The organism is Klebsiella sp. JN_Kp127 (assembly GCF_040062505.1).
Taxonomy (GTDB): Bacteria; Pseudomonadota; Gammaproteobacteria; order Enterobacterales; family Enterobacteriaceae; genus Klebsiella; species Klebsiella quasipneumoniae.
This window is the reverse complement of the sequence record NZ_JBEAHS010000051.1, coordinates 1-15,404: the sequence shown is the minus strand read 5'-3', so window position 1 is coordinate 15,404 and position 15,404 is coordinate 1. Positions and strand designations below refer to the sequence as shown.

The following is a 15,404-nucleotide window of genomic DNA, read 5'->3' as shown; positions in this document are numbered from 1 at the left end:
GATTATGACAACTCAGCCAGGCGGTCTCTCCGCCTGGCTTCATTTATGGACAAATGCTATGAAAAAATCGCTGGTCGCAGCAGGAATCATCGTGGCGCTGGGCGTGGTATGGACAGGCGGCGCCTGGTACACCGGCAAACAGCTGGAAGGCCGGATTGCCGATATGGTGCAGCAGGCTAACGCGCAGTTACGCAGCAGCGCGCCGGAGTCAGGTCTGGAGCTGAGCTATCAGGACTACCAGCGCGGGCTGTTCAGCAGCCATCTGCAGCTGGTGGTGAAGCCGATCGCCGGTCAGGCTAACGGCTGGCTGGCCGCCGGGCAGAGCGTGGTGCTTGACGAGGTGGTCGATCACGGCCCCTTCCCGCTGGCCTCGTTAAAAACCTTTAATCTGGCCCCGGCGATGGCCTCGGTCCACACCACGCTGGTGAAAAACGACGCCAGCCAGGCGCTGTTCGAAATAGCCAAAGGCAATACCCCCTTTACCGTCGATACGCGCATCGCCTACAGCGGCGACAGCCAGTCGGCGATCGTCCTCAATGCCCTCGACTACGCCAAAGGGGATGAGAAAGTCACCTTCAGCGGCGGCGAGTTCCAGCTCGACGCCGACCGCGACGGCAAAAACATCAGCCTGAAGGGCCAGGCCGGCAGCGGACAGATCGATGCTCTCAACGAATATAACCAGAAGGTGCAGCTGCGCTTCGTCAACCTGACCACCGACGGCGCCACCGAGCTGGCCAGCTTCAACGAGCGTATCGGCCAGCAAAAAATGACCCTCGATAAACTGGCCATCAGCGTCGAAGGCAAAGAGCTGGCGCTGGTTGAAGGCATGGCGCTGGACGGCGGCTCCACACTGACCAAGGACGGCAAAGGCGTGAACAGCCAGGTGAACTACACCGTCAACAGCCTGAAGCTGCAGGGTCAGGATATGGGTAGCGGCAAACTGACGCTGAAAGTGGATAACGTCGACGGTCAGGCGTGGCACCAGTTCAGCCAGCAGTACAGCGCGCAGTCTCAGGCGCTGCTGGCGAAACCAGAGCTGGCGCAGAACCCGGAGCTGTACCAGCAGGCGCTTACCGAAACCCTGTTCAATGCGCTGCCGATCCTGCTTAAGGGCAATCCGTCGGTGACTATCTCACCGCTGAGCTGGCGCAATGCCAAAGGCGAAAGCAGCCTCAACCTCTCGGTGCTGCTGAAAGATCCGGCCCAGGTGACCGCCCCGCCGCAGACCCTGGCGGACAGCCTGGATCGCGTGGTGCAGTCCCTTGACGGCAAAGTGGTGATCCCGGTGGATATGGCGACGGAGTTTATGACTAAGATCGCCGGTCTGGAAGGCTACCAGCCAGCCGACGCCGCCAAACTCGCCGATCAGCAGGTCAAAGGCCTGGCGGCGATGGGCCAGATGTTCCGCATCACCACCATGGAAGATAACGCCATCAGCAGCAGCCTGCAGTACGCGAACGGCCAGGTGACGCTGAACGGCCAGAAAATGCCGCTGGAGGATTTTGCCGCGATGTTTGGTCTCGAAGCGCCTTCGTTACCGGGCAGCGCGCCGCAGGAGGGCCAGCCGCAGCAGGATGACGCCGCGCCTCAGCAGGACGACGCCGCCCCGCAGCCGTAACTTATCGGCTCAGGAGACGGCCACCGCGCGCCGTCTCCGTCATTTTCTCGTCACCAGCCGCGGGGGCATGATCTGATTTCGCGTCTCGCCCGCGCCCTCCTCCAGCCGCCGCAGCATCGACTCCGCCAGCGTTTTTCCCATCTCGCGCGCCGGGGTGGTGACCCAGGTGAGCGGCAGGTCGTCAAGCGCGGCCTCAGGCACATCGGCGAACGCCGCCAGCGCCACCCGCTGCTCGAAGTAGCTGTCGACGCCATCTTCCCCGCTCTGCCTTCCGGCGCGCAGCAGACCGAACCACGCGCCGGTCGCCACCACGTTGTTGTAGCACAGCACCGCGGTGATGGTCGGATTTTGCCCCAGCAGCGCGGTCATCGCCTCCGCCGCCTGCTTCTGGCTCGATTCGCACTCCAGTACCCATTCGCTGTGAAACGGCAGACCGTATTTCAGCAAGGTGGCGCAATAGCCGCCGACTCGCTCGGCGCGGGTCAGCGACGAGCTCTGGCCGCCTAGCCAGGCGATCCGCTGATGGCCGCGGCGGATCAGATGCTCGGTCACCAGCTGCGCCGCCTGCATGTTGTCCGGACGGATCAGGTCGACATCGTCGAGGTAGCTGGCGCGGGAAGCGAACACCAGCGGCACACCCGCCTCCGCCGCCCGCTCGCGCAGCTCGCTCCCGCGGTCGATGGCCCCGGCGATGATCACCCCATCCACCCCCTGCGCCGCCAGCGTGTCAAACCGCTGCGCCATCTTCTCGCCGCTGCGCCCTCCCTGGGTGAGAAACACCATTTTCCCCTGCCTCTCCAGGGCATCGGTGAGGCCGGCGGTTAACTCGGCATAGAACGGTTTAGAGAGATCGCTGACGATAAGGCCAATCACCCCGCTCTGTCCGCCGCGCAGCGAGGCGGCCTGACGGTTGCGCACAAATCCCAGCTGCTCGATGGCCTGATTAACCCGCTCGCCGGTGGCGCTGGAGATACGCCCTTTCCCGCTCAGCACCAGCGAAACGGTGCTCACGGAGACGCCGGCGGCCAGCGCCACATCATTGATGGTGATCTTTTTTGCGATAGCCATAGCGTGCCGGCTGACTCCCTTGCCTGTCGATAAAACGTTTTATCATTGTGCGATCTTTATAAACCTTATTATCGCTTGAATATGTGATTTTTATCGCACTAAAAAGTGGTAAAACGTTTTATCTTGCCGTGGCGTTAGTTCTTCCCGACCACTTGAGAATCAGGAACCGCGTTATGACGGCGAAAACCGCACCAAAAATCACCTTGTGGGAATTTTTCCAGCAGCTGGGAAAAACCTTTATGCTGCCCGTGGCGTTGCTCTCGTTTTGCGGGATCATGCTGGGGATCGGCAGCTCGTTAAGCAGTCACGATGTTTTGACCCTGCTGCCGTGGCTGGATATACCGCTGCTACAGGCCATCTTTATCTGGATGAGCAAAGTCGGCTCCTTTGCCTTCAGCTTCCTGCCGGTGATGTTCTGTATCGCCATCCCGTTGGGGCTGGCGCGGGAGAACAAAGGCGTCGCCGCCTTCGCCGGTTTTGTCGGCTACGCGGTCATGAACCTGGCGGTCAACTTCTGGCTGACGGCGAAAGGCATTCTGCCCACCACCGACGCCGCTATTCTCAAGGCCAACAATATCCAGAACATCATCGGTATTCCGTCGATCGATACCGGGATCCTCGGGGCGGTTATCGCCGGGATTATCGTCTGGCTGCTGCATGAGCGCTTCCACAACATTCGCCTGCCGGACGCCCTGGCCTTCTTCGGCGGCACCCGCTTTGTGCCGATCGTCACCACCGTGGTGCTGGGTCTGGTCGGGCTGGCGATCCCGCTGGTGTGGCCGGTCTTCGCTATGGGGATCAATGCACTCGGAAAGATGATCAACAGCGCCGGCGATTTTGGGCCGATGATCTTCGGCACCGGCGAGCGACTGCTGCTGCCGTTTGGCCTGCACCACATCCTGGTGGCGCTGATCCGCTTCACGGAAGCCGGCGGTACCCTTGACGTCTGCGGTCACAGCGTCAGCGGCGCGCTGACCATCTTCCAGGCGCAGCTAAGCTGCCCGACCACCCACGGCTTCGCCGAAAGCGCCACCCGCTTCCTGTCGCAGGGTAAGATGCCGGCCTTCCTCGGCGGCCTGCCGGGCGCCGCGCTGGCGATGTACCACTGCGCCCGCCCGGAAAACCGGCATAAAATTAAAGGTCTGCTGATCTCCGGGGTGATCGCCTGCGTGGTGGGTGGCACCACCGAGCCGCTGGAGTTCCTGTTCCTGTTCGTGGCGCCGGTGCTGTATGTCATCCACGCCCTGCTGACCGGTCTCGGCTTTACCCTCATGGCGGTGCTCGGCGTCACCATCGGCAACACCGACGGCAATATCATCGACTTCGTGGTGTTTGGCATCCTGCATGGTCTGGCGACCAAGTGGTACCTGGTGCCGGTGGTGGCGGCAATCTGGTTTGCGGCCTACTATGCCATCTTCCGCTTCGCCATCACCCGCTTCAATCTGAAAACGCCGGGCCGCGATATCGACACCGCCGCCAGCGTGGAGAAAGCGGTCGCTGGCACCATTGGTAAATCCGGGTATAACGTGCCGGCGATTCTGGCGGCCCTCGGCGGCGCCGACAACATTGTCTCGCTGGATAACTGCATTACCCGTCTGCGACTGTCGGTACACGATATGAGCAAAGTGGACGCCGCCGCGCTGAAAGCCCATCGCGCCATTGGGGTGGTTCAGCTCAACCAGCATAATCTGCAGGTGGTTATTGGCCCGCAGGTGCAGTCGGTAAAAGATGAGATGGCCACGCTGATGAATACCGTTCAGGCCTGATCCCACCGGTCCCCTTCCGGCACGGAGGGGGACCCTCGCTAAGGAAGTTCCGATGTTTGATTTTTCCACCCCCATCGACCGCCACGGCACCTGGTGCACGCAGTGGGACTATGTCGCTGACCGATTTGGCGTCCCCGACCTGTTGCCGTTCACCATCTCCGATATGGATTTCGCCACCGCGCCCTGCATTCTCGACGCCGTCAGCCGGCGGCTGGCCCACGGCGTGTTCGGCTACAGCCGCTGGCAGAACGAGGCGTTTCTCGGGGCGATTGCCCACTGGTACGCCAGCCGCTTTCACAGCGTCATCGATCCGCAAACGGTGGTCTACGGACCGTCGGTTATCTATATGGTGGCGGAAACCATCCGTCAGTGGTCGCAAGAAGGCGACGGCGTCGTCGTCCATACTCCCGCCTACGATGCGTTCTATAACACCATCACCGCTAACCGCCGACAGATTGCCCCGGTGCCATTGACCCTGACGAACAATCAGTGGCACTGCGATATGGCGCGCCTGGAAGCGGCGCTGGCGGAGCCGAAGAATACCCTGCTGCTGCTGTGCAGCCCGCACAATCCAACGGGGAAAGTGTGGCGCCGCGAGGAGCTCGAGACCATGGCGGCCCTGTGCCAAAAGCATGGCGTGAGGGTGATTAGCGATGAAATTCATATGGACATGACCTGGGGCGACCACCGTCATATCCCGTGGAGCGAGGTGGCTCAGGGGCCGTGGGCGCTGTTCACCTCCGGGTCGAAGAGCTTCAATATCCCGGCCTTTACCGGAGCCTATGGCTTTATCCCGGAGGCAAACTGCCGCGACAGCTATCTGCAGGCGCTGAAAGCGCGCGACGGGCTCTCGTCGCCCTCGGTCCCGGCGCTGGTGGCTCATGTCGCCGCCTACCGCGACGGGGCGCCCTGGCTCGACGCTCTGCGCGACTACCTGCAGGAGAACCTGCGCTATGTGGCTGATACGCTCAATCGCGCCTTTCCCGCGCTGCGCTGGCAGCCGCCGGAGGCCACCTACCTGGCGTGGATCGACCTCCGCCCCCTTAACATTGACGACCGCGCGCTGCAGCAGGCGCTGATCGCCGGGCAGAAGGTGGCGATTATGCCGGGGTATACCTATGGTCCCGAAGGCAATGGCTTTCTGCGCCTCAATGTCGGCTGTCCACGCGAGAAGCTGGAGCGCGGTGTCGCAGGGCTAATAGCCGCCCTGCGCAGCCTTATCTGATGCGCCGGCAAAGTGAATTATCTGGTTGTCAAACCCTATCCTGCCTGCCAGATGGCTGGCAGGATGATCGAGGCTTTTCCCCTGGCGCAGGCAAACCCTGTAGCGGCCATGAATGACTCTCGCGCCCGGCTGATGTCGGCATTATTAAAATAATTTTGATATTTCTCAAAACTTTTTTAGGCAGGAAGCGGTATTAATTTGGCCGCTTAATCATTGCTTACACTGGTTTATTGAGGAGGAGAGCATGAAAACCTATGACCGTAATCGTAACGCTATTGCCACCGGCAGTATGGTCATGATCGCCGGTAACGGTACGACGGGCGTGATTAAAGCGATCCATGGCGAGGGGAAAACCGCCGAGCAGCTGCGTCGGGCGGACTGCGTGGAAATCGACGGCTGCGAGGGCCGCTTCTGTCCGTTAGATCTGATCCGTCTCGGTTTCCATTAATCCCTGCCGCCAGGGCAACATGAGCAGGCCACCCAGGGTGGCCTCTCTTTACCGGCCTGTTACAGGCGCTTAGCGAAAGCTCCACTGAATACTCATCACAAAGATCGCCGGGAGAATAATCCCGCCCTCGACGCCGAAATAATCGGTAAAGTTATACTGCAGACCATGATAGATATAGGGCGAAAAACCGACGCCGGTGATTTTTTTGGCGGTGCGGTAGGTGCCTGAGTCGCCGCAGTGGCTGAAAGCGTCAAAGAAAAATTCCCCGGTATAGGCATACACCCCTTTCAGCAGCCAGCCGGTGTCGTTTTTCAGCCAGTCGCGGCGCACGCCGAGGGTCAGGCAGCGATCGTCGAAGCTGTTTTTCATGGTGCCGACCAGCGCGCTGTATTTTGAATCCGCTGAAAACTTGCGCTCCACCGAGAAAAAGTTGTTGTTGAAATGCTCGTTATATTGTCCGTGGTTGCCGGTCATGTGATAAACATAGGAACCGGTATTCATCGAATAGAGATTTAATTCCCCGGCCTGCGCCGACGGCATGGCAACCAACAGCAGCCCGGATAACACAACCCATAATTTATTTAACATTCAGTAACCTACGCCACACCCGTAAAAAAAGAACCCGGCATACTATCACCGCTAAGCTAAACCAAAGGGCAATCAGATAAACCGGCGCTCGTCGCGGCAGGCAAACATGACGCTATATGCACTATAGCAGTCGCCCTCTCGCCTGGTGAGCGCCAGCGGCTATACTGCAGACACATTCATCTCATCGATTAAGGACTGCTGTGTTAGCCACTCTCCTCGTTGCGCTGGTCGCTATTATTCATCTCGCCATCCTGGTGCTGGAGATGTTTTTCTGGGAAGCGCCCGCCGGGCGCCGGGCCTTTAACCTCAGCGCCGATTTCGCCCGGGAAACCCGGGTGCTGGCGGCCAACCAGGGGTTGTATAACGGTTTCCTGGCCGCCGGCCTGGCGTGGGGGCTGTGGCTGGGGGAGTCCGGCGAGCCGGTGGTGATCTTTTTCCTCGCCTTCGTGCTGGCCGCCGGGATATTCGGCGCGCTGACCGCCAGCCGCAAAATTCTCTATATTCAGGCGCTGCCCGCGCTGCTGGCGCTGCTGGCGGTGCTGACGCAAGGGTAGGGCCTTGATCTAAAACAGAGAAAACAGGCGGTAAGGCGGATACTATGTGCCCCCTTCGGTCGGTCATCGACCTTTAATACCTTCTGAGTTCAGAGGCATTTTTATGACATGGCAATCCTTCAAACAGGCCTGGCTTATCCGGTTCTGGTCCCCCGTCCCGGCGGTCATCGCCGCGGGCATTCTCTCTACCTACTATTTTGGCATCACCGGCACCTTCTGGGCGGTGACCGGCGAATTTACCCGCTGGGGTGGCCAGCTGCTGCAGCTGCTGGGGGTCCACAGCGAACAGTGGGGCTATTATCAGCTGATCCATCTCGACGGGACGCCGCTGACCCGCATCGACGGCAGGATGATCATCGGCATGTTCGGCGGCTGCCTGGCGGCGGCGCTGTGGGCCAATAACGTCAAATTGCGCTTGCCACGCAGCCGGATCCGCATTGTGCAAGCCGTAGCCGGGGGTATCATCGCCGGGTTCGGCGCGCGGCTGGCGATGGGCTGCAACCTGGCGGCCTTTTTCACCGGCATTCCGCAGTTCTCCCTGCACGCCTGGCTGTTTGCCATCGCCACCGCCATCGGCTCCTGGTTTGGCGCTCGCTTCACCCTGCTGCCTCTTTTTCGCATACCGGTAAAAATGCAAAAGGTATCCGCTGCTTCGCCGTTAACCCAAAAACCGCAGCAGGCGCGCCGCCGTTTCCGCCTGGGCATGGTGATCTTTTTCGCCATGATCGGCTGGGGCCTGCTCACCGCCGCAGACCACCCTGCGCTCGGCCTGGCGATGCTGTTCGGCATCGGCTTCGGTCTGCTTATCGAGCGCGCGCAGATCTGCTTCACCTCCGCCTTTCGCGATATGTGGATCACCGGCCGGACGGTGATGGCGAAGGCGATAATCTTCGGCATGGCGGCGAGCGCCATCGGCATCTTCAGCTATGTGCAACTGGGGATGGCGCCGAAAATCATGTGGGCCGGTCCCAACGCGGCGATTGGCGGGCTGCTGTTTGGCTTTGGCATCGTGCTGGCCGGCGGCTGTGAAACCGGCTGGATGTACCGGGCGGTGGAAGGCCAGGTTCACTACTGGTGGGTGGGGCTGGGCAACGTTATCGGCTCCACGCTGCTCGCCTGGTGCTGGGACGATATCGCCGCCCCGCTCGCCACCCACTGGCAAAAGGTCAACCTGCTGAACGCTTTTGGTCCCTTCGGCGGACTGCTGGCGACCTATCTGCTGCTGCTGATCGCCCTGCTGCTGGTGATCGCCTGGGAGAGACATTTTTTCCGCCGCCAGTCGGCAGCGGTCCGGACCGCGAAGGAGAGCGCATGAAAAACATCATCCCTGATTATCGCCTGGACATGGTCGGTGAGCCCTGCCCCTATCCGGCGGTCGCCACCCTGGAGGCGATGCCCTCCCTGCAAAAAGGCGAGATCCTCGAAGTGATTAGCGACTGTCCGCAGTCGATTAATAACATTCCGCTTGATGCCCGGAACCATGGCTATACGGTGCTGGATATTCAGCAGGATGGCCCGACCATTCGCTATCTGATCCAGAAGTAACCCCGTTTCCCCGCCGGCGACCTTCATCGCCGGCATGGGTTTCCCCGTCTCCCGTCACGCCATTTCCTCAACACCAGAGAGGCCGCGCAGGCAAACGATTGCAATACATTGTAACACTTGAAACGATGTTCCAGTTATCCAATAACCATTAATATAACGCGGCTATATTATTAAAATACGAATAAGTAACTTCATGAATGGTTTCTGCCGCTACCGGCCAAAGCCGCACACCGCAACACAATAAGGATAGAAATGGAACTGCTGGCCAGGCTGGGTCATTTTTTTGAGCAAGTGCGTTCAGATGCCGATTTTGCCACCTTCGCCAGTGAACTGCGTCGGCATCAGGTCTCGAGTTATATCTACTTTATCTCTACCGGCAATATGAATTTTGTGATGGCCAACGACGAGGTGATCACGATAAAAAGCGCCCGCGGCCTGCTGCGCGTGCGCAGCGCCCCCAGCCATCGACTGACCTCGGCCGCGGTCATCCGCCATTTTGCCGGCGCCATCAACTTTGAACAGTACTGCAGGGATCTCGCCAGCGCCGGGGTGTTTAAGTGGAGCGTCGACCTGGACGAGGAGACTCGCCACTACTGGTCAAAGGAAAACAGGCTGCTGTACAAAGAGAGCCTGATTCCCCCCTGAGCGGGTCCCAGGGGGAAGCCTGGCCTGAGGGGCCAGTCCTTAATCGCGGGTCTGCACCCAGAAGGCGTGGATCAGGCCTGGAATATAGCCCAGCAGGGTCAGAATAATGTTGAGAATAAACGCCCAGCCGAAACCTTTCCCCAGCAGTACTCCCAGCGGCGGCAGAATGATAGTTAAAACGATTCTCCAGAATCCCATAAGCTCTCCCTTCATCTAACGGCAATATTTTACTAAGTTATTCAATAGTTAAGCATAGACGCTTTTCACCGCTTCGCCAGCAGGCGGCACCCTCATCTCCGGTAACAAAAATTATTCCCTGCCGTCACGGATAAAAAAGCCCGCCAAAACATCCACTTTTCTGGCTCATGCTGCGGGCCCGGCAGCGAACCGCACAGATTGTCAGTTGACCTGGCTGCGAGTCAGGACTAAGCCTGGAGGAGTTTTATCACATCGAGTCGTTTTACCAACCGGAGAATATCCATGAGTAAACTTGGGATTAATGGATTTGGTCGTATCGGACGTCTGGTGTTACGCCGTTTATTAGAAGTCGACAGCAGCCTCGAGGTGGTGGCTATCAACGACCTCACCTCGCCAAAAGTACTGGCCTACTTGCTAAAGCATGATTCAAACTACGGCCCCTTCCCGTGGAGCGTCGACTTCACGGAAGATGCGCTGATCGTCAACGGTAAGACCATCACCGTGTATGCCGAAAAAGAGGCGCAGCATATTCCGTGGCAGGCGGCGGGCGCGGAAGTGATTGTGGAGTGTACCGGGTTCTACACCTCGGCAGAGAAATCGCAGGCCCATCTCCAGGCCGGCGCGCGCAAGGTGCTGATTTCCGCCCCCGCCGGCGAGATGAAAACTATCGTCTATAACGTCAACGATGACACCCTGACGCCGGATGACACCATCATCTCCGTCGCCTCCTGCACCACCAACTGCCTGGCGCCGATGGCCAAAGTCCTGCAGGATGCCTTCGGCATCACCGTTGGCACCATGACCACTATCCACGCCTATACCGGCACCCAGTCGCTGGTGGACGGGCCGCGCGGTAAAGATTTGCGCGCCTCCAGGGCGGCGGCGGAAAACGTCATCCCGCACACTACCGGCGCGGCCAAAGCTATCGGCCTGGTGATCCCCGCCCTGAGCGGGAAGCTGAAAGGCCATGCCCAGCGCGTACCGACCAAAACCGGCTCAGTGACGGAGCTGGTGTCGGTGCTGGAGAAAAAAGTGACTGCGGATGAGGTCAATCAGGCGATGAAGCAGGCGGCAGAGGGCAATGAATCCTTTGGCTACACCGAAGAAGAGATTGTCTCTTCCGATATCATCGGCAGCCATTTCGGTTCAATCTACGATGCCACCCAGCTGGAGATTGTGGAGGCCGGCGGCGTACAGCTGGTGAAAACCGTCGCCTGGTACGATAACGAATACGGCTTTGTCACCCAGCTGATCCGCGTGCTGGAGAAATTTGCCCGCTAAGTGAACGGCGGACAGCCTGCGCTGCCCGCCGATTCTGCATTGAGCGCCTCAGGCCTGCAGATAGACCACCTGAGTCTGCAGGTACTCATTCAGGCCATGGCGGCCATCTGCGCCGCCGATCCCCGATTTACGCCAGCCGGCGTGGAATCCCTGCATCGCCTCAAAGTTCTCGCGGTTGATATAGGTTTCGCCGAATTTCAGCCCCTTAATCGCCTTCATCGCCACATTAAGATCGCGGGTATAGATCGAGGAGGTCAGGCCATAATCGCTGTCATTGGCCATCGCCAGCGCTTCATCAAGCGTCGAAAACGCCACCACCGGCAGCACCGGCCCGAAGGTTTCCTCATGGATAATATCCATCTCCTGACGCACATCCAGCAGCAGGGTCGGCGGATAAAAATAGCCTTTCCCCTCCTGCGGCTGACCGCCCAGCGCGACACGTGCCCCCTGCGCCACCGCCTTTGCCACTTTGCGCGCCACCTGATCCCGCGCGGCGGCGTTAATCAGCGGCCCCATGGCGATGTCATCGCGCGCCGCCGGGTCGCCAAACTGCACAGCCTTCATCGCCTCGCCGAGGCGGTTGACGAAGCGATCGTAAATCCCCTGCTGAACATAGACCCGCTCGACGCAGTTGCACACCTGCCCGGTATTGATCACCCGCGAGTCCACCACCGCCTTCACCGCCAGCTCCAGATCCGCATCGTCCATGACGATGGCCGGCGCTTTGCCGCCGAGCTCGAGGCACACTTTGGTGATATTTTTCGCCGCGGCGGCCATGATTTTCTCCCCCGCCGCTACGCTGCCGGTCATGCTGACCATCGCCACCTTCGGATTGCCGGCCAGCTCCTGGCCGACGGTTTCCCCACGGCCGAGCACCAGGTTAAAGACCCCTTTCGGCAGCCCAACCTGGTGGACGATCTCGGCGAAAGCGATGGCGTTGTTGGGCGTGAATTCGCTGGGCTTAATGACGATAGTGTTGCCGGTGATCAGCGCCGGCGCCAGCTTGCGGGCGATAAGAAAGAACGGGAAGTTCCACGGCAGGATCCCGGTGGTCACCCCCAGCGCGCGTTTGAAGACGAGTATATTCTCCCCGGGACGGTCGCTCTGCACGATCTCCCCTTCATACCGCCGCGCCCATTCGGCCATGTAGTCGAGATAGTCGGCGGTAAACGCAACCTCCACCGCCGCCAGCTGCTGGATCTTGCCCCCTTCAGCGACGATCAGCCCGGCGATGTCGTCGGCACGCTGACGAATGCCGGCGGCAATTTTGCGCAGCCAGCCCGCGCGCTCAATGGCCGGCAGCGCCTCCCAGGCCGGCTGGGCGCGCTCTGCGGCGTCAATCGCCAGCCGCGCCTCTTCCGCGGTCCCGTCCGGGATCCGCGACAGCAGCGCTTCAGTCGCCGGGTTAAGCACGTCGATCCAGCCGTCGCCGCGACCGGTAACGAACTGGCCATCAATATACATTGGGTGTTGAACGGGTGCTGTCATGGCTGCTCCTGTGGTGCATTTGTATTTAACAAGTGATTTTTTTGTTAAATATCGGGCGGATAAGCCGTGGCTTCGCAGCACGTTGGCGCATTTCTGTGAGCTGATTCATAAAACCGGGCCAAAAATGCCCGGTTGAGGTTACATTTCAATAACACAAATTGCCCGTTTGCGATAAATCTGCCGCAAACGGGCATTTTTCAGCCGAGGAGGCGGGCCTGCAGCGCCCCGGCAAGCCGGTCATCCTCCCGCAGCTGTCGCCAGGCGTCGAGGATCGCCGGCGGGAAGGTCACGTGGCTGATAAAGTCTTTCCCCCGCGGACCGTACCCTTCAGGGGAATCCTGCAGGCGCGGCAGCTCGCCCAGCAGCAGCGCGAGGTAGCGGGTCACCGGCCACAGCCCCGCCCCGCCGCCCGCGAACCCCAGCTGGCCGTCGGTCTGCTCCAGCACCGGCGAGCAGCCGGGAAAGCTCAGCCACTGCGGCGGCGTCGTCGCCCCCTGCCAGACGCGGGCGAAGGTGGCCATCGTCCGCCGCTGCATGGTGGGGTCCTGAATGACGATCCCGCGGCGATGGGGGATCCCCCGGCTCTCCAGCATCGTGCGGGTAAAGCGCGCGTTTTCCCCGCAGTTGGTCGACCGATCCTCCACCACCAGCCGCTGGCGAGGAATGTGCCAGAAGTCATGCGCAATATCCGCCAGAATATGCGCTTCCGGGCGGCCCTCCACCGCGAGCGAACGGTAGCGGGGATCCTCGCGCACCGCCTCATACAGAAAACCGGTGGAGTGTCCTATGCCGCCGCTGATCAGCAGCGGAACCTCCTGCTCCGCCGCCAACCGGCAGGCGGCGTCGATGGTGGGGATCACGGCATTGCCAGCCAGCACCACCACATCCACTGCCGGCGGCGCGGTCAGCGTCGCCAGATCGTTCTGCGCCAGCCAGCCGCCAGTCAGGTTTGCCGCCGCCAGCGTCGTCGCCGACAGCGGGGGAAATTGTTCTGCCATTCTGATCTCCTTAATCACCTCTCAGCCGCGCAGAGAGGATAGTCCGGCCATCATAAACGCCGCCTGCCGGGGCGCAAAGCGACGTTGATTTGTAACCATTTAGAAATAACAAGAAACATCTAAAAACACACAGGTTGCACCTGAATAACTGACCATGAAAATAACAAAAAACAGCAAAAACAGGTGGAAAATAAAAATTTACCTCGCGGTTACACCAGACAAAAGCGCGTTTTCTCGCCCGCGTTGCCGAGGGATAACTTGCCAATTGTAACCATCAACTCTAAGTTGCTTAACAATTACACAACCTTTTTCACATCAGGTTGCACCCTGCACGCACAGAGTGACACCTGACCTTTTACCGTGGCGGGAGAACGTTTCGTAATGAGCAATCCAGAAAGCAACACTGCATCCATTCTGCAGAAAAACAAGAAGGTCCTGATCGCGAGCCTGACCGGCAGCGCCATCGAATGGTTTGATTATTTTCTCTATGGCACCGCCGCCGCGCTGGTGTTTAACAAAATCTTCTTTCCGATGGTCGACCCGGTCATCGGCCTGATCCTCTCCTGGCTCTCCTTTTCGCTCACCTTTTTTATCCGCCCCATCGGCGGGGTCATTTTCGCCCACATCGGCGATCGCATCGGTCGCAAGAAGACGCTGGTGCTGACCCTGTCGCTGATGGGCAGCGCCACGGTGGCCATTGGCCTGCTGCCCACCTACGAAATGGTGGGCCTGTGGGCGCCCGCCCTGCTGATTACCCTGCGCATTATTCAGGGCATGGGTATCGGCGGCGAATGGGGCGGCGCGCTGCTGCTGGCCTACGAATACGCCCCGGAAAAGCGGAAAGGCTTTTTCGGCAGTATTCCTCAGGCCGGCGTGACTATCGGCATGCTGATGGCGACCTTTATCGTCTCGCTGATGACCCTGTTCGATGAGGCGCAGTTTCTTGCCTGGGGCTGGCGCATTCCGTTCCTGCTCAGCTCCGTCCTCGTTTTCCTCGGCCTGTGGATCCGCAAAGATATCGACGAAACGCCCGCCTTTAAGCAGGTGAAACAGTCTGGCCAGGTGGCGAAGGCTCCGCTGCGCGTGACGCTCAAACACCACTGGCGGGAGGTGCTGATCGCCGCGGGTCTGAAAGTGGTGGAGACCGCCCCCTTCTATATCTTCTCTACCTTTGTGGTCAGCTACGCCACTACCACCCTGAGCTATCAGAAGTCGCAGGCGCTGGAATCCGTCACCCTCGGCGCGCTGGTGGCCACCGTGATGATCCCGCTGATGGGGCTGCTGTCCGACAAGGTGGGCCGGCAAAAGATGTACACCCTGAGCGTGGTGCTGCTGGGGCTGTTTATCGTTCCGTGGTTCCTGCTGCTCGACACCGGCACCAGCTGGGGCATTATGCTGGCGACGATCGTTGCCTTCGGCATCCTGTGGGCGCCGGTGACCGCGGTGCTGGGTACCCTGTGCTCAGAGATTTTCAGCGCCAATGTGCGCTACACCGGGATCACCCTGGGTTACCAGCTGGGTGCCGCGCTGGCCGGGGGCACCGCGCCGCTTATCGCCACCGGTCTGCTGGCGAAATACGATGGTGACTGGCGACCGGTGGCCATCTACCTGGGCGTTACGGTGGCGATTTCGCTGCTGGCGATATTCTGCGCCAGCCGGATGAAATCCGTCCCAGGCGCGGCGCGCCCCCGGGCGGAAAGCGCCTAACCGCAGCCGGTCCGGGTCGACCATCCTGCCCGGCGGCGCTGCGCTTGCGCGGGCCTACGGGGAGATCGCGCCACGTGGGAAACCGCTCATCCCAGGCTCAGTAAGACAGTAGGCCCGGTAAGGCGCCAGCCGCCACCGGGCAGTAAAGCTGCTGCGAAGCCGACTATCCCGCCCGGCGGCGCTGCGCTTGCGCGGGCCTACAGGGGGGATCACGCCGCGGGGGAAACCGCTCATCCCAGGCTCAGTAAGACAGTAGGCCCGGTAAGGCGCCAGCC

16 protein-coding genes are annotated in these 15,404 nt (G+C 60.3%); 11 read left to right on the top strand and 5 right to left on the bottom strand.

Going from position 1 to position 15,404, the window contains the following annotated elements:
- The first annotated feature begins 58 nt into the window (after positions 1–58).
- A complete protein-coding gene (locus ABLV04_RS19190) occupies positions 59–1,618 on the top strand; it encodes a YdgA family protein (protein WP_180266295.1) in 1,560 nt (519 codons plus the stop codon).
- Positions 1,619–1,657: 39 nt separating this feature from the next.
- Here ABLV04_RS19190 and ABLV04_RS19185 read toward each other — a convergent pair whose 3' ends face one another.
- Positions 1,658–2,686, bottom strand: coding sequence for a Mal regulon transcriptional regulator MalI (locus ABLV04_RS19185; RefSeq protein ID WP_048334909.1), 1,029 nt, complete (start codon positions 2,684–2,686; stop codon positions 1,658–1,660).
- A 173-nt stretch (positions 2,687–2,859) separates the two neighbouring features.
- Between ABLV04_RS19185 and malX the strand changes: the two genes are divergently transcribed.
- The 3 genes from malX to ydfZ all read left to right on the top strand — a co-directional run bounded on the left by malX (position 2,860) and on the right by ydfZ (position 6,125).
- Positions 2,860–4,452, top strand: coding sequence for a maltose/glucose-specific PTS transporter subunit IIBC (gene malX / locus ABLV04_RS19180; protein ID WP_065805671.1), 1,593 nt, complete (start codon positions 2,860–2,862; stop codon positions 4,450–4,452).
- A gap of 52 nt (positions 4,453–4,504) precedes the next feature.
- Positions 4,505–5,677, top strand: coding sequence for a MalY/PatB family protein (locus tag ABLV04_RS19175; RefSeq protein WP_050534167.1), 1,173 nt, complete (start codon positions 4,505–4,507; stop codon positions 5,675–5,677).
- 244 nt (positions 5,678–5,921) lie between these two features.
- Positions 5,922–6,125: a putative selenium delivery protein YdfZ gene (gene ydfZ / locus ABLV04_RS19170; RefSeq protein WP_004151566.1), complete on the top strand. Its 204-nt coding sequence runs from the start codon at positions 5,922–5,924 to the stop codon at positions 6,123–6,125.
- A gap of 69 nt (positions 6,126–6,194) precedes the next feature.
- On the opposite strand, the gene ABLV04_RS19165 is transcribed toward ydfZ, so the two are convergent.
- A complete protein-coding gene (locus tag ABLV04_RS19165; protein WP_162823501.1) occupies positions 6,195–6,674 on the bottom strand; it encodes a hypothetical protein in 480 nt (159 codons plus the stop codon).
- A 239-nt stretch (positions 6,675–6,913) separates the two neighbouring features.
- Between ABLV04_RS19165 and ABLV04_RS19160 the strand changes: the two genes are divergently transcribed.
- The 4 genes from ABLV04_RS19160 to ABLV04_RS19145 all read left to right on the top strand — a co-directional run bounded on the left by ABLV04_RS19160 (position 6,914) and on the right by ABLV04_RS19145 (position 9,457).
- Positions 6,914–7,267, top strand: coding sequence for a DUF1304 domain-containing protein (locus tag ABLV04_RS19160; protein ID WP_348816059.1), 354 nt, complete (start codon positions 6,914–6,916; stop codon positions 7,265–7,267).
- A gap of 103 nt (positions 7,268–7,370) precedes the next feature.
- The gene (gene yedE / locus ABLV04_RS19155) at positions 7,371–8,582 is read left to right on the top strand and encodes a selenium metabolism membrane protein YedE/FdhT (protein WP_023289489.1); all 1,212 of its coding nucleotides are present in this window, start codon (positions 7,371–7,373) and stop codon (positions 8,580–8,582) included.
- The gene (yedF, locus tag ABLV04_RS19150; protein ID WP_004204092.1) at positions 8,579–8,812 is read left to right on the top strand and encodes a sulfurtransferase-like selenium metabolism protein YedF; all 234 of its coding nucleotides are present in this window, start codon (positions 8,579–8,581) and stop codon (positions 8,810–8,812) included. Before yedE ends, yedF begins: the two co-directional genes overlap by 4 nt.
- A 252-nt stretch (positions 8,813–9,064) precedes the next feature.
- Entirely contained in the window at positions 9,065–9,457 is a 393-nt protein-coding gene (locus tag ABLV04_RS19145; protein ID WP_180266298.1) for a DUF1398 domain-containing protein, read from the top strand.
- Positions 9,458–9,496: 39 nt separating this feature from the next.
- Here ABLV04_RS19145 and ABLV04_RS19140 read toward each other — a convergent pair whose 3' ends face one another.
- A complete protein-coding gene (locus tag ABLV04_RS19140) occupies positions 9,497–9,655 on the bottom strand; it encodes a YqaE/Pmp3 family membrane protein (RefSeq protein ID WP_049013304.1) in 159 nt (52 codons plus the stop codon).
- Between the two features lie 282 nt (positions 9,656–9,937).
- Here ABLV04_RS19140 and gap point away from each other — a divergent pair, with 282 nt between their 5' ends.
- A complete protein-coding gene (gap, locus tag ABLV04_RS19135) occupies positions 9,938–10,936 on the top strand; it encodes a type I glyceraldehyde-3-phosphate dehydrogenase (RefSeq protein WP_016160929.1) in 999 nt (332 codons plus the stop codon).
- Positions 10,937–10,984: 48 nt separating this feature from the next.
- On the opposite strand, the gene aldA is transcribed toward gap, so the two are convergent.
- Positions 10,985–12,424, bottom strand: a complete 1,440-nt coding sequence (gene aldA / locus ABLV04_RS19130) for an aldehyde dehydrogenase (protein ID WP_023289487.1) — start codon at positions 12,422–12,424, stop codon at positions 10,985–10,987.
- Between aldA and ABLV04_RS19125 the strand changes: the two genes are divergently transcribed.
- Positions 12,423–12,560, top strand: coding sequence for a hypothetical protein (locus ABLV04_RS19125; RefSeq protein WP_044522685.1), 138 nt, complete (start codon positions 12,423–12,425; stop codon positions 12,558–12,560). The genes aldA and ABLV04_RS19125 overlap by 2 nt on opposite strands.
- Before the next feature lie 61 nt (positions 12,561–12,621).
- Here the strand turns inward: ABLV04_RS19125 and ABLV04_RS19120 are convergent, their stop codons facing one another.
- A complete protein-coding gene (locus tag ABLV04_RS19120) occupies positions 12,622–13,422 on the bottom strand; it encodes a YdcF family protein (protein WP_180266299.1) in 801 nt (266 codons plus the stop codon).
- A 381-nt stretch (positions 13,423–13,803) separates the two neighbouring features.
- Here ABLV04_RS19120 and ABLV04_RS19115 point away from each other — a divergent pair, with 381 nt between their 5' ends.
- Positions 13,804–15,129: an MFS transporter gene (locus ABLV04_RS19115; RefSeq protein WP_023289485.1), complete on the top strand. Its 1,326-nt coding sequence runs from the start codon at positions 13,804–13,806 to the stop codon at positions 15,127–15,129.
- The last annotated feature ends 275 nt before the right edge of the window (positions 15,130–15,404 follow it).

What these genes read in the sequence shown, in the direction of transcription:
- ABLV04_RS19190 (WP_180266295.1), top strand. Translation starts at nt 59, where the DNA reads ATGAAAAAATCGCTGGTCGCAGCAGGAATCATCGTGGCGCTGGGCGTG.
- ABLV04_RS19185 (WP_048334909.1), bottom strand. Translation starts at nt 2,686, where the DNA reads ATGGCTATCGCAAAAAAGATCACCATCAATGATGTGGCGCTGGCCGCC.
- malX (WP_065805671.1), top strand. Translation starts at nt 2,860, where the DNA reads ATGACGGCGAAAACCGCACCAAAAATCACCTTGTGGGAATTTTTCCAG.
- ABLV04_RS19175 (WP_050534167.1), top strand. Translation starts at nt 4,505, where the DNA reads ATGTTTGATTTTTCCACCCCCATCGACCGCCACGGCACCTGGTGCACG.
- ydfZ (WP_004151566.1), top strand. Translation starts at nt 5,922, where the DNA reads ATGAAAACCTATGACCGTAATCGTAACGCTATTGCCACCGGCAGTATG.
- yedE (WP_023289489.1), top strand. Translation starts at nt 7,371, where the DNA reads ATGACATGGCAATCCTTCAAACAGGCCTGGCTTATCCGGTTCTGGTCC.
- yedF (WP_004204092.1), top strand. Translation starts at nt 8,579, where the DNA reads ATGAAAAACATCATCCCTGATTATCGCCTGGACATGGTCGGTGAGCCC.
- ABLV04_RS19145 (WP_180266298.1), top strand. Translation starts at nt 9,065, where the DNA reads ATGGAACTGCTGGCCAGGCTGGGTCATTTTTTTGAGCAAGTGCGTTCA.
- ABLV04_RS19140 (WP_049013304.1), bottom strand. Translation starts at nt 9,655, where the DNA reads ATGGGATTCTGGAGAATCGTTTTAACTATCATTCTGCCGCCGCTGGGA.
- gap (WP_016160929.1), top strand. Translation starts at nt 9,938, where the DNA reads ATGAGTAAACTTGGGATTAATGGATTTGGTCGTATCGGACGTCTGGTG.
- ABLV04_RS19125 (WP_044522685.1), top strand. Translation starts at nt 12,423, where the DNA reads ATGGCTGCTCCTGTGGTGCATTTGTATTTAACAAGTGATTTTTTTGTT.
- aldA (WP_023289487.1), bottom strand. Translation starts at nt 12,424, where the DNA reads ATGACAGCACCCGTTCAACACCCAATGTATATTGATGGCCAGTTCGTT.
- ABLV04_RS19120 (WP_180266299.1), bottom strand. Translation starts at nt 13,422, where the DNA reads ATGGCAGAACAATTTCCCCCGCTGTCGGCGACGACGCTGGCGGCGGCA.
- ABLV04_RS19115 (WP_023289485.1), top strand. Translation starts at nt 13,804, where the DNA reads ATGAGCAATCCAGAAAGCAACACTGCATCCATTCTGCAGAAAAACAAG.